This is a genomic window from Pseudomonas sp. ICMP 10191 (assembly GCF_001467335.1).
In the GTDB taxonomy this organism is placed as follows: Bacteria; Pseudomonadota; Gammaproteobacteria; order Pseudomonadales; family Pseudomonadaceae; genus Aquipseudomonas; species Aquipseudomonas cerasi.
Map to the genome: position 1 here is coordinate 204508 of NZ_LKGW01000146.1, position 12850 is coordinate 217357.

Genomic DNA, 12850 nt, shown 5'->3' on the forward strand with positions numbered 1-12850 from the left:
CCCTGCTTATAACCGTTGCACCCGCCGTCATTTCGAGCATCGTTATTATGACTTTCCTGCGCAGCCCACACATGGTTCGTAAGTACCTTTACACCTTGTTGTGGTTTTACGTGTTCTCTATTTTCCTGTTGGCCATCGCGTGGGAATTCGAACTTGAATCCGTCGCCATGGTCGCAATGGGCTTACCCTACGACCAGGACTTCGAAAACGCCGAGCGTTGGCGTTTTGTATTGACCTCGACAGGCTTTGCAGTGTTATCGATGGTTATACCGTTCATTCTTCTGAAACGCCTGATGCAACGGCTCCATAGCAGCTACAACGATTTGCTCGAGTCACAGGCGCTCAGCGAATCTCTGGCCCGCCACGATCCTTTGTCCGGCTTGCTCAATCGGCGTGTGTTTCACGAGCAACTGGTTGCACGCTTACGGCAGCCAGCGACACACACTGCGGTTTTTCTGATCGACCTGGATAAATTCAAGCTCATCAACGATACCCACGGGCATGCGGCGGGAGACGCGGCGATCTGCGCCGTTGCCGAAAGCCTGCGCGACGCCACTGTCGGGTGGCAGGCTTCCGTTGCGCGACTGGGTGGCGACGAGTTTGGCCTGGCGGTCAGCGGTGACTTCAGCCATGCCGAACTGGCGCCGCTCGCTGAAAACATTCTGGCCAAAATCGCGGCATCCAGCGTTGGCCTGCCGCGTGTGGTCCTGAGTGCAACCCTCGGCATTGCCATTGCGCCAATGGACGGCTCAGACGCCGACCTCTTGCTGCAACGTGCTGACAGCGCCATGTACCGCGGCAAGACCGGTGGCCGAGCCACATTTCATTTCTATGAAGTCAGCTTCGAGCGCGAGCAGCGCCTGCAGGAGCAGTTCGCGCGGGAACTCACCCTGGCTATCGAAGAGAAGGATATTCAACCGTTCTATCAGCCCATTGTCAGCCTTCCAGAGCAGCGCCTGTCCGGGTTCGAACTGTTGGCGCGATGGCTGCATCCGGAGCGCGGAATCATTCTGCCGCTTGACTTCATACCCGTAGCAGAACAGTTGGGACTGATCAAGCCACTCACCGCGACCCTTTTGCTTCAGGCCTTCGATCAGGCACGCGCTTGGCCAAGCGACTTCACGCTGGCAATCAATGTCACCTCACTGATGATCGAAAGTCCCGACTTTCCGGACTGGCTGGAACAGTTGGCCAGCGAAGGAAAATTCCCGCTGAGTCGGCTGGAAGTGGAAGTGACGGAAAACGCTCTCGTCGCCAATGTCGACAGTGCCCGCCTGAATCTCGAACGTCTGCGCGCGATGGGCGTGAGCGTCGCCCTGGACGATTTCGGGACCGGCTATTCAGGGCTTTACCACCTGACCAAACTTGCCATCGATAAGATCAAGATCGACAGATCGTTCTTTGACACGACGCTCGAGAACCAGAACGAGATGGTCAAGGCCATCCTCGCTCTGGGGAAAAGCCTGCGGATGAAAATCACCGCCGAGGGTGTTGAGCACGAGCGACTGGCTGACTGGCTGGCCACTCATGAGTGCGACTTTGCCCAAGGTTACCTGTTCGGACGGCCCTTACCGTTGGCTCAGGTAACAGAGCTGCTGACAATGAGTGAGACTAAAGGGCCGGTCAGGGCGTTGGCGGTTCTTGGAAAATAAGGGGGATGTGCTTCAAGTCAGGCGCTCTCGAACTTCAATGCGGAACTTTGGATTCACCAGAGACGATGAGAGTTCTCTAGTGCTTGGCGCTCAATAAAACCTGCGGCTTTCTGCCAGTACAGCGAGCTGCAACACCCTCTTGGAACTGTGATCGGGATAGGCACCGATCGCGTCAACGTGAGGTGCTGCTGCGAATAAGGCGTTCCATTCACATATAAGCATTCCTTATTGTCGATGACTCATGGAGTATATGCGCATTTTGGCTGCCTCTATGAGGCAAGCGCTCGCAGCTTCAGGAGCCCGTGAATGAACATCGAGATTGAGGCGCTGATCGCCCGGAAGATCGGTTTCGCCTCTCACCAGAACGCCGTACCGCTGGTACGTGAACTAAGCATCTGGAACCAGGAAGAAACCGGTTTTGAAAACCTGACCCTGAGTTTAAGCACCGACCCCGATTTCGTAGAAAGCCGGACTTGGCATATAGACCGCATCCATGCAGGTGATCGCCTCAACATCTCCGAGCGCGATATCAAGCTTAATGCGGGTTATTTGGCCGGGCTGACTGAAAGCCTCAGCGCAGACGTGGTGATGCGCTTGTCCCAGGGCGACAACGTGCTCGTCGAGCAGCGCTTCCCTATAGAACTCCTGGCGCGAACAGAATGGGGCGGCTTGAGCGCAATGCCGGAGTTGCTTGCAGCTTTCTGCATGCCCAATGATCCCGCGGTAGATCGCGTACTCAAGGCCGCTTCACAGGTATTACGGCGCGCAGGCAAGAAAGATGGCATTGACGGCTATGAAAGCAAGTCGCGTACGCGAACCTGGGAGCTTGCCTCTGCCATTTGGTCAGGAGTGTGCAGCTTTCAGTTGAGCTATGCATTACCCCCGGCCAGTTTTGAGCAGCAGGGCCAAAAAGTCAGGCCTCCGAGTGTGGTTCTGGAAAACGGCGTGGCGACCTGTCTGGACACTGCATTGCTGTTTGCTGCGGCGTTGGAGCAGGCGGGCTTGAATGCTCTGCTGATCATGACCAAGGGACATGCATTTGCAGGCGTATGGTTGCAGCCTCAAGAGTTTTCCCAATTGTTGACCGATGAGGCGTCGGCAGTACGCAAACGCCTGGATCTGAAGGAAATGGTGGTCTTCGAAACCACCCTTTCTACCCAGACACCTGCGCCGGGGTTCTCCCAGGCCATTGCAGCTGCCGAGCGGCAACTCGATGATGAGCAGTTCATCATGGCCATCGATTTGCACCGTGCCCGGATGCAGAAGATTCGTCCGATGGCGCTCATATCAGTAACAGAAGGATCTGATGCGACAGCCGATGCTCCGCCCACTATTGAAGGACTGGAGGAGGCGCCGGCACTCCCGGGGTTCGATGTCGAAATAAATACCGACAGCGAAGGTCCTGCCGGCAAACTGACGCTGTGGCAACGCAAACTCCTCGATCTGACGACCCGCAACCGTCTCCTGCACCTCCCGGACAGCGCAAAAGGCGTACGCCTGTTGTGCCCCGATCCGGCAGCGGTTGAAGACCTTCTCTCCAGTGGTCAGCGAATTCGCGTGCTGCCGGTGCCTGACCTGAAAAGCAGTGGCCGGGATGTGGCGCTGTACGAACAGCAGAATAATGAAAACCTGGTCGACGAAGTTGCTCGTCAGGCTCTTGCTCGTGGTGAAGTGCTCGCCGGGCTGGAAAAAGTCAAACTTGAAGCCACCCTGATTGATCTGTTCCGAAAGGCGCGTAGCGATCTGGAAGAGGGCGGTGCAAACACACTGTTTCTGGCCATCGGCTTTCTCAAATGGAAGAAGAGTGCCGACGACCCGAAAACTTACTCCGCGCCCCTGATCTTGCTGCCAGTAAAACTTGAACGTAAAAGTGCCTTGTCCGGGGTAACGCTAAGCCTGCTTGATGAGGAACCACGTTTCAATCTGACGCTGCTTGAACTGCTGCGCCATGACTTCGAGTTGGTAATTCCCGGACTGGACGGCGAACTGCCCAGCGATGAAAGTGGCATTGATGTGACGGGTATCTGGAACATGGTGCGGCGAGCAGTGCGTGACGTGCCGGGTTTCGAGGTGAGTACCGAACTTGTGTTGGGAACCTTCTCATTTGCCAAATACCTGATGTGGAAAGACCTGAATGCCAACGCAGCACTGCTGCTGCAAAGCCCTTTGGTCAAGCATTTGCTGGACCCCGCTGAGGTAGATGAGGGCTTCTCCGGCTCAGACGAGTTTCCCAGACCAGAGCATCTGGACTCGTCAGTAACGCCCGCCACGCTTTTCGCCCCGTTGCCGGCCGACTCTTCACAGTTATCTGCCGTGGTGGCATCTGCCGGTACTCATAGTTTCGTCATGGATGGGCCTCCGGGAACCGGCAAGTCGCAAACCATTGCCAACATGATTGCCCACAATCTGGCCTTGGGCCGCCGCGTGCTGTTCGTGGCAGAGAAGCGCGCGGCACTGGACGTGGTTTACCGTCGCCTGGCAGAACAGGGGCTGGGCGAGTTTTGCCTGGAACTGCATTCAAGCAAGACCTCTAAAGTTGAAGTACTCAAACAACTGGACCGCGCCTGGGACGTCAGCGACGCATTGAGCGCCGACGAATGGGAGCGTGAAGCCACTCGTTTGCAGACACTGCGTTCGCGACTCAACGAACTGGTCGCGGTACTGCACCGACGCTGGAGCAACGGGCTCTCCCTGCATCAGGCGATTGGTCGTGTGGTTCGTGATCATGGCCCTCAAACACCCAGGCTGACCTGGCCATCAGACACGCAGCATGATGCTGCCGAGTACAGCCAGTTGCTGGATCTGTCGCGCCGGTTAGGCCTGAACGGTGATGCCGCACGTAATTTGTCAGGCAAATTCGGCGCTCTGGCGCAGACCCAGTGGTCGAACGCCTGGCAGGCACACATTGCGAATGCCGCACGTGAGCTGCCGCAGGCCCTTGACGCGCTGAATGCGGCGAGTGAAAGGCTTCTTGTCCTGACGCACCTTGACTTGCCTGTAGCCGAAGTGGCGCAGGTTCAGCACCTTGGCGAATTGGCGACTCTGGTCGTGGAGTCCTATGGACTGAACCTCTCATTCGCTTTTGCACCCGACGCCGTCGCGCGTATTGAAGCCGCCCGGCGCGCGTGCCAGTTAATCGAAAGCTATCGAGAGCTTGAGGAAGGTCTGTCGCTGGATTATGCGGACGAAGCCTGCCGTCGCATTCCCGTTGAGGCGATGCGCAGCGAATGGCGAGATGCCGAAGGAAAGTTCTGGTTCCTGGCGACTTTCGCCAAGAAAAAGGTCGCGAAGAAGCTGGCCTCTTCAGGTGGCGCAGCAGGCCTGCCGGACACGCTTGGCGACCTGGCGATTTTCGAGCGCCTGCACGCGCAACTGAACGAACTGGATACATTGGCCGGCAGCCTGCAATCGATCCCGGGCTGGCAGGGCCTGACCAGTGACGTGTCACAGATATTTCGTGCAGCCTCAATGGCTGAACGTCTGCGCGGGCTGATAAGCGGTCTGGCCCAATCACCGGACCACCTCGTTTCGCTACGCGGTGCCGTCGCGCGACTGGTCGTTGAGGCGAACGAAATGTTGGCGCCGGGCGGGCAAATCGGCGTAGCGTTATCAGCCTTGCAACAGGCGTTGTCTCGCTATGAAGACGCCGCTCGACTGTTTGCCGAATTATCTGCAGCCGGTACAGATACACAACCGAGCGTTGGCGTGTTGAGGGCTACTTCGCTCTCAATCCAGCAACAAGAAGAGCAGCTCAAGGCATGGTGCGATTGGTGCCGGGTTCGCGAGCAGGCTGGTGAGGCTGGGTTAGCCAGTCTGGCGCGTGCGCTCGAGGCAGGGAGTCTGTCACCTGCAGCAAGCGAGGAAACCTTCATCACGGCCTATGCCCATTGGTTCGCTACGCAGGGTATAGACGGCGAACCTCTGTTGCGGAATTTTGTGGCTGCCGAGCACATGAGTGATATTGCGGCTTTCGTTCGTCTGGACGACGAAATGGCGAAACTGACGGTGCGTTACATCCGGGCCAAACTGTGTGGCTTGATCCCCTCCAAAAATGACATACCCAAGAGCAGCGGCTTTGCCATTCTCAAACATGAACTGCAGAAGTCTCGCCGGCACAAACCTGTCAGGCAACTGGCTGTCGAAATGGGCGACGCGCTGAATCGCCTGGCGCCTTGCATGCTGATGAGCCCGCTGTCGATTGCGCAATTCCTGCCCGCCGATCAACCGCCTTTCGATCTGGTCATTTTCGACGAGGCTTCGCAGATTGCTCCATGGGACGCAATCGGTTCGATAGCTCGCGGCAGGCAAGTGGTTATCGCGGGTGACCCGCGTCAAATGCCGCCGACGAACTTTTTCAACCGTGGCCCGAATGCCAGCGACGACGATACCGCGGAAGACATGGAAAGCATTCTGGACGAATGCCTGGGAGCAGGGGTGCCGAGCCACAGTCTGAGCTGGCACTACCGGAGTCGCCATGAAAGCCTGATTGCCTTCTCCAATCATCGTTACTACGACAGTAATCTCATTACCTTTCCGGCAGCAGAGACTCGCGCGAGTGCCGTCGAGTGGCGCAGGGTTGACGGTGTTTATGCAAAAGGCAAAGGGCGCTACAACCAGGCTGAAGCCGAAGCCATTGTCAGCGAGACAGTCAAGCGCCTTACCGATCCCGCGTTCGTGGCTGCTGGCCATTCGATCGGTATTATCACGCTCAACTCCGATCAGCAAAAACTGATCAATGATCTGTTGGACAATGCCCGCAAGCAGTACCCGCAGATCGAGCCGTTTTTTCAGGACACACAGACCGAGCCGGTTGTCGTCAAGAATCTGGAGACAGTCCAGGGCGATGAGCGCGACCTGATTATGCTCGGGATAGGCTACGGTCCTACCGAGCCCGGCGCGCAGGTCATGTCCATGAACTTCGGTCCCCTCAACAAGGACGGCGGCTGGCGCAGGCTTAACGTGGCGATCACCCGGTCTCGCCGAGAAATGTTGGTGTTCTCATCCTTTGATCCTTCAATGATCGACCTGAACCGCACCAATGCCCGCGCAGTCCGTGACTTGAAGCATTTCATAGAGTTTGCCCAGCGCGGACCAAAAGCTTTGGCCGAGGCGGTACAAGGCTCGGTCGGTGGTTACGACTCGCCGTTCGAGGAGGCAGTCGCTCAGGGCCTGAGGCGTCTTGGGTGGCAAGTGATTCCGCAGATCGGAGTCTCTCGTTTCCGCATTGATCTGGGAGTTGTCCATCCGGATCGTCCGGGTGACTATCTGGCTGGCGTCGAATGCGATGGCGCTACCTATCACAGCGCTGCCACTGCTCGGGATCGGGACAAGGTCCGCGGAGCAATTCTCAGCGGTCTTGGCTGGAATCTGGTGCGGCTATGGTCCACGGAATGGTGGGTAGACAAAGAGGGAGCATTGCAGAGGCTGAACGCAGCGTTGAACGATCTTTTGGCTCAATCCCGGGAGGAGACAGCAGACCCACTAAACGAACAGCCAACGCCCCACTGATGGAACGCTAAAGCGCCCGCCGAAGCGTAATCCGGGTCAATTCCGAAGGTTTGCCAAGACGAATGGCAAACCCGGGCCAGAGTGCGGTGCCGTTGTTGACGTACAGTTGCATCCCGCCCACATCATAAAGCCCGGATACGAATCCGCCGTTGGCCAGGGCCAGCAGCCGGTGTAGACCGAAGATCATGCCGCCATGGGTATGCCCGGAGAGTTGCAGCGCTATGCCGTGAGTCGCTGTTTCCTCGGCGTTTCTGGGTTGGTGGTCGAGCAGGATGATCGGTGTGTCTTTCGCGATGCCTGCTATGGCTTTCTGCAGGTCTGGCGCAGGGAAGCCGGTTTTCGGCGCCGTGACATCGGTGACGCCGGCCAGAGCGATGCGTGCACCGTCGTGCTCGATCAGCGTGTGGCTGTTGGCGAGAGGGATCATGCCCAGCGAGACGAAGTGCTGCATCCACGCCTGGTTATCGAAAAAGTACTCATGGTTGCCGGGGATGACGTACACGCCATCCGGCGCACGCAAATCGCGCAGCGCCTCGATATCCTGCTTCCGGTCGTTGAGCGAGCCGTCGATGAGATCGCCGGTGATGACGATCAGGTCAACCCCCAGCGCATTGGACTGCTGCACCACAGCCCGGGTCCAGGGCGCATCGAACAGGCGGCTGATGTGCATGTCCGTCAGTTGCAATACCTTGTAGCCCTCGAATTGCGGAGGCAGGTTTTTAATCGCGATCTGGATGTCTTTCACTGGCGGCACGCGCACGGCCTGCTGGACGCCGATTGCCGCCAGCACCAGGGCCGCCATACCGATGAAATAACGCAGATTGGCCGGAATGCTCAGCGTCTGCCGGCGCACCAGCATCGTCAGCAATGTGCCGATGTCGACGATGATTTGCAGTACCGCAAGCAACAGGATCGCGCCGAACGCCCAGTTGAACAGCATCACGATGTAGCGTGGAAATTCCGGCGAGAACACGCTGCCGGAGGAAAACCGGCAATACAGATGATATTGCGAGGCAAGGACAAGCAGCACCGCAACGGCGATTTTCGCCGATAACGCCCAGGGCATCGGCCATAGGAATCGGGCGATGACGTACAGGCAGGGCATGCTGAACATGACATGAAACATTAACGTGCTCCGTTGGCGATATCGATGAAGTGGATAACTGCGTCAACGGCACGGGCAGTAATGAGGTCGATCTGGTCCTGCCGAACGCCGCCCGTTGCAGCGTATTGGTGAGCAGGGATGCTGGAGGTCATGGTGCCGAGGCGGAATGCCGATACGAGCAGACCGTGCTGCCAAGTTTCTTGCAACGCGCGCCGATTGTCGAGCTGACGTGCTTTTGCCGGCATTGCACGGCTCGAAACCGGTCTGAAACCGTCGCTTGATTGCAGCTGTCAGGCGGCACTCGACGGCTTATCCCTGCCGCGAGCCATCTCTCGAAACAGCCGGGGCGACATACCGAATGTCGATTTGAAGTGCCTGCTGAAATGCGAACTGCTGCCATAGCCCCAGGCATAGGCGATATCGGTCAGTGAACGATGGGCATGCTCATTGCTGCGCAACTCTTCGGCGCAACGCGACAGGCGTCGTTGCCAGATATATTCACTCATTACCTCTACAAAGGGGCCGCCCACCGTGCACGGGCGGACACAGACATCGGTCAGAACGTGTGAACGTAACGAACCTGCACCATGTAATCCGCGCGTGAGCGGTTCTCGACGCCGGTTTCTTTGTAGGTGTTCAGCCAGAACGCCTGCGGTTCGCTTATTTTCCAGAACAGGCCAGGTCCGATGCCGAGTACTTTTTCCCGGGAGTCACTCAAGCGGCTGCCATTGACCTGATCATCCGATATCTGCCTGAAGTAGTAGCCGTTGATGCCGACGGAAACCTTGGGGAACACTTCATACGACGCGGTGAAGTTGGCCCACGCCGACTGGCCGGATTGGGTGTTGCGCACTGACTGCCCGTCGAAAAACTGTTGCGAACTGCTCGCCGGGTCGTCGTTCTTGAAGTTGTACAGGTAGTTGAGGCGCCAACTCATTTCCCAGCGCGGCGCAGGCATCCAGGTGGCCGCCCAGTAGGGGTTCAGCGAGAAATGATTGGAGCCAGGGTTCAGGTCTTTGTGCTTGTCGTATTTGCCCGTGGGCACGATGGTATCGAAAGCCACACGCTGGACGAAAACCGGCCTTCCCTGGGCGTTGATTATTGGGTCGAACTGCACCTGAGGCCCGACCGTAACGTCGCCCAGCCCCGCGCCGTTGTCTTTGAGTGTGGCACCGTTGTCACCGAAGTCACCGTCCAGAGAGACCACCGGCACCAGCAGACTCCAGCCCAGGTGCGCACCACCAATGCTCTCTGGCGAGTAATAGCTCAACTGATTGATCATCGTGACAACATTGATCTTCGGGTCGTCGAAGGCGCTGTTGTCTTTGCCGCCGTTGGTTCTGATGCTGCTTGCCGTGCTGAACTTCAGATAGGTCTGATGCGTCAGGCCAGGCGGTCCGGCAAAACCGTCGTAAAAGCTCGTGCCGCCCAGATTGATACCACTGGGCTGGCTGACCGAGGGCGGAGGAGGGCCATCTGCTGCGTGGGCAACGAACGGCATGAAGCTAAGCACCAGGCAGGCTGGCAAGGATATTTTCAGTGTCATCGGCGCGGCTCTATTTTTGGAGTTGTGAGCAGAAGGCTTCGCTTGGCACCTCGACTGTAATCACCGGGTTATCGCAATACTTGAGTGGAGCGGCCAGAGTTGACTGAGAGCGCCAGGATGGCGGAGAGGGTGCCCATAAATAAATATATGTATGGATGTATTACGCATCTTAATCGCAAAAAGCCATCTCTCAATTGACGCTGCAGCAGCGGCTCATGGTTAATAGCTTCAACGCCATCAACGAGAGTTCGCCGCCATGCTCAGATCCCTGTCTCGTAGAACCGTAGTACTTCAGGCCATCGCCGGTCTGGCGTTTCTCGTGGGTACCAACCTGGCAACGGCCGGGCAGACCTTGCGTCTGGCCCATGCCTCCAGCTCCGACAGTCTGATCAACCAGGCGATGACGCGTTTTGCCGCCGAGGTCAGCGCCGAGACGAAAGGTGAATTGAACGTACAGGTCTATCCGGACGGCCAACTGGGCGACGAAGCGCCTATCGTCGACTCGGTCGGCGCCGGTGCCATCGACATTGGCCTGGGCGGCTCGACCGACGGCATCGATCCACGCCTGAATGCATTGTCACTGCCATTTCTGTTCGAAGATTCTGTCGCCGTGCATGCCTACCTCGATAGCGAAGCCGGCAAGAAATTTCTGAGCATGGGCCAGGACCATGGCTTCGTCATGCTCTCGGCACTGGACTCGGGTTTTCGTCAGTTCGCCAACAGCAAACACCCGATATTGCAACCAGCGGACCTCAGCGGCCTGAAAATACGCACGCCGCCCAACCCGGTCATTCTGGCAACCATCAAGCAATTGGGCGGGCTGGGGCAGTCGATTCCGTTTGGCGAGGTCTATACCTCGCTGCAATCGGGTGTAGTGGACGGGGTAGAGCCTGAACTGCGCGATTTTCATGATCAGAAGTGGTATGAGGTCGCCAAGTATGTCTCGCTCTCGAACTACGTGTGGTCGGCAAACTTCTGGTTCATCAACAAGGATAAGTATGAAAGCCTGAGCACAACGGAGCGGGCGGCTCTCGACAAGGCGGTGGTAGACACCACCGCCTGGTATCGCTCACAGCTGGAAGCGGTGTACAGCAAAATCCAGCAGGAAATGCAGAGCAAGGGCGTGAAGTTCAACGACGTCAACCCTCGGCCGTTTCGCGAGCTGAGCAATCCGGTCTATACGCAGTTCGGCAAGGTCTGGGGCGAAGACTTCGTCAGCCAGCTGCGACACGACGCGCAAGGCGAGTGACGCCATGTCTATCAGCCCGCATCCCGACCAACCACCCAGCAGCCTGGCTGAACGCTGCCTTGCTGTATTCGGCGCGTTGATGTTCGCCGTCACCTTTCTGTCCATTCTGGCGGGCGTCTTCTCCCGCTACCTGAACCTGCATGGCTTCGAATGGTCGTTCGAGATCGCCACCATCGGGTTTATCTGGGTGACGTTCACTGGCGCGGTGATCGCTGAAATCAGGCACGAGAACGTGCGATTCCAAGGCTTGGCAGGCATGCTGCCGGCCGCTCTGCAAAAAGCTCTGGATGCCTTTGCGAGCTTGGCTTTGCTGGGGATCAGCGCCTGGCTGCTGAGCAGCGGTGTGGCGTTTATTTCACGCACAGGCTGGATGCCGACCCCGGTGCTGCGCTGGCCGGCAGGACTGAGTTCACTGGCGCTGATCAGCGCTGCCGCAATGCTCGCGATACTGGCCGTTGTGCGCCTGACACGCCTGATTCGCAACGGAGTACGCCCATGACCGTGCTGATTCTCTTTCTGGCGTTTTTCTGTTTGTTGATGGCTGGCCTGCCCGTCGTCTGGGCGATGGCCGGTGGCAGTATCGCGGCTTTGCTATGGGGCGATCTGCACATGCCGCTGGCCTGGCTCGCCCAGCAGACACTGCGCGGTGCGGACTCATCCACCCTGGCCTCGATTCCGTTGTTTCTGCTGGCCGGAGAATTGATGAACCGTGGCGGCCTCACGCTGCGCATCATGCGCGTTGCAGAGCATTGCTTCGGACGTTTGCGTGGTGGACTCGGACTGGTGAACGTGGCCACTGCGTTCGTTTATGGCGGCCTGACCGGCTCGGCCACGGCCGATACCGGCACCGTTGCCAAGGTCATGATTCCGGTGATGGAAGCGCGAGGCTACCCTCGTGCCTTCGCCGCGGCAGTCACCGCTGCTTCCGGAACGCTGGGTATTATCGTGCCACCGAGTGTCATCCTGATCATGTTCGGCGTGCTGACCAATACGTCTATCGGCGGTCTGTTCATGGCCGGCGTGATCCCCGGCCTGATGCTCGCCGCAGTCTTCATGCTGACCGCTTATATAGTAGGGGTTCGCGAGGGCTTTCCAAAAGCCGAAGGCAAGATGGACTGGGGCCTGTTCCTGCGTGATACCGCCGGCGCGCTACCAGCATTGCTGATGCCGTTCATGGTGTTGGGAACGATAGTGACCGGCTTTGCCACGGCCACTGAAGCAGCCTCTTTGTCGGTTCTTTACGCGCTGTTCGTCGGCACCATCGTCTACCGCCAATTGCGCTGGCGTGACCTGTTCCCGGCCGTGACCGAAGCGGTCACCACAACTGGCTCTGTAATGATCATCATGGCCGTGGCGATGCCGTTCGGCTGGATTCTGACCTTCGAACTGGTACCGCATACCGTGGCGACCTGGATCGTCGGCCTGCATACCGGACCGCTGATCACCATATTGCTGGTGATTCTGGTGCTCAAGGTCGTTGGCTTCTGGCTGGACCTGGGCCCGGCGATGATCATCCTGGCCCCCATTCTGGTTCCCGTTGCCAAGGCGGCAGGTTTCGAGCCCTACCAGATCGGTCTGATCTTCACCATGACCCTGGGCTGGGGGCTGTTCACTCCGCCTATCGGAACCAACATCTTTGTGGTGTGCAATGTCGGGCGTATTGATATCGGCTCCGTCTCACGACGATTGATACCGTTCTGGATCGCTACGGCATTTGCCATCGCCTTGCTCGTGTTTTTCCCGAATCTGACCCAATGGTTGCCCCGCGTCATGGGCTATTGATCCCTCCC

At 57.9% G+C, this 12850-nt stretch carries 8 protein-coding genes and 1 pseudogene; 5 read left to right on the plus strand and 4 right to left on the minus strand.

The window, feature by feature from the left end; all coding sequences use genetic code 11:
* Nucleotides 1–47: 47 nt before the first annotated feature.
* Together AO388_RS22675 and AO388_RS22680 are read left to right on the plus strand one after the other, a co-directional pair.
* A complete protein-coding gene (locus AO388_RS22675; RefSeq protein WP_058396919.1) occupies nt 48–1652 on the plus strand; it encodes a putative bifunctional diguanylate cyclase/phosphodiesterase in 1605 nt (534 codons plus the stop codon).
* A gap of 306 nt (nt 1653–1958) precedes the next feature.
* Nucleotides 1959–7160, plus strand: a complete 5202-nt coding sequence (locus AO388_RS22680) for a DUF4011 domain-containing protein (RefSeq protein ID WP_058417183.1) — start codon at nt 1959–1961, stop codon at nt 7158–7160.
* Nucleotides 7161–7167: 7 nt separating this feature from the next.
* Here the strand turns inward: AO388_RS22680 and AO388_RS22685 are convergent, their stop codons facing one another.
* From AO388_RS22685 to AO388_RS22700, 4 genes and pseudogenes are all read right to left on the minus strand, one after another.
* Nucleotides 7168–8286, minus strand: a complete 1119-nt coding sequence (locus AO388_RS22685; RefSeq protein ID WP_003372883.1) for a metallophosphoesterase — start codon at nt 8284–8286, stop codon at nt 7168–7170.
* Nucleotides 8286–8510: a hypothetical protein gene (locus AO388_RS22690; protein ID WP_054081409.1), complete on the minus strand. Its 225-nt coding sequence runs from the start codon at nt 8508–8510 to the stop codon at nt 8286–8288. Before AO388_RS22690 ends, AO388_RS22685 begins: the two co-directional genes overlap by 1 nt.
* A gap of 45 nt (nt 8511–8555) precedes the next feature.
* A pseudogene (locus AO388_RS22695) lies at nt 8556–8771 on the minus strand (helix-turn-helix domain-containing protein); the annotation flags it as partial.
* Nucleotides 8772–8821: 50 nt separating this feature from the next.
* Nucleotides 8822–9811 carry a SphA family protein gene (locus AO388_RS22700; protein ID WP_058417184.1) on the minus strand — a complete coding sequence of 330 codons (990 nt, stop codon included), beginning with the start codon at nt 9809–9811 and terminating at the stop codon, nt 8822–8824.
* Between the two features lie 256 nt (nt 9812–10067).
* On the opposite strand from AO388_RS22700, the gene AO388_RS22705 reads away from it, so the two are divergent.
* From AO388_RS22705 to AO388_RS22715, 3 genes are read left to right on the plus strand one after another with little or no spacing between them, the layout of a single operon-like run.
* Nucleotides 10068–11060 carry a TRAP transporter substrate-binding protein gene (locus AO388_RS22705; RefSeq protein WP_058417185.1) on the plus strand — a complete coding sequence of 331 codons (993 nt, stop codon included), beginning with the start codon at nt 10068–10070 and terminating at the stop codon, nt 11058–11060.
* Between the two features lie 4 nt (nt 11061–11064).
* Nucleotides 11065–11559, plus strand: coding sequence for a TRAP transporter small permease (locus tag AO388_RS22710; protein WP_058417186.1), 495 nt, complete (start codon nt 11065–11067; stop codon nt 11557–11559).
* Nucleotides 11556–12842: a TRAP transporter large permease gene (locus AO388_RS22715; protein WP_054081406.1), complete on the plus strand. Its 1287-nt coding sequence runs from the start codon at nt 11556–11558 to the stop codon at nt 12840–12842. Before AO388_RS22710 ends, AO388_RS22715 begins: the two co-directional genes overlap by 4 nt.
* Nucleotides 12843–12850: the final 8 nt, after the last annotated feature.

Excerpts from the sequence above, each read along its gene's own strand:
- AO388_RS22690 (WP_054081409.1), bottom strand. The coding sequence starts at position 8,510 with ATGCCGGCAAAAGCACGTCAGCTCGACAATCGGCGCGCGTTGCAAGAA.
- AO388_RS22715 (WP_054081406.1), top strand. The coding sequence starts at position 11,556 with ATGACCGTGCTGATTCTCTTTCTGGCGTTTTTCTGTTTGTTGATGGCT.
- AO388_RS22680 (WP_058417183.1), top strand. The coding sequence starts at position 1,959 with ATGAACATCGAGATTGAGGCGCTGATCGCCCGGAAGATCGGTTTCGCC.
- AO388_RS22705 (WP_058417185.1), top strand. The coding sequence starts at position 10,068 with ATGCTCAGATCCCTGTCTCGTAGAACCGTAGTACTTCAGGCCATCGCC.
- AO388_RS22685 (WP_003372883.1), bottom strand. The coding sequence starts at position 8,286 with ATGTTTCATGTCATGTTCAGCATGCCCTGCCTGTACGTCATCGCCCGA.
- AO388_RS22710 (WP_058417186.1), top strand. The coding sequence starts at position 11,065 with ATGTCTATCAGCCCGCATCCCGACCAACCACCCAGCAGCCTGGCTGAA.
- AO388_RS22675 (WP_058396919.1), top strand. The coding sequence starts at position 48 with ATGACTTTCCTGCGCAGCCCACACATGGTTCGTAAGTACCTTTACACC.
- AO388_RS22700 (WP_058417184.1), bottom strand. The coding sequence starts at position 9,811 with ATGACACTGAAAATATCCTTGCCAGCCTGCCTGGTGCTTAGCTTCATG.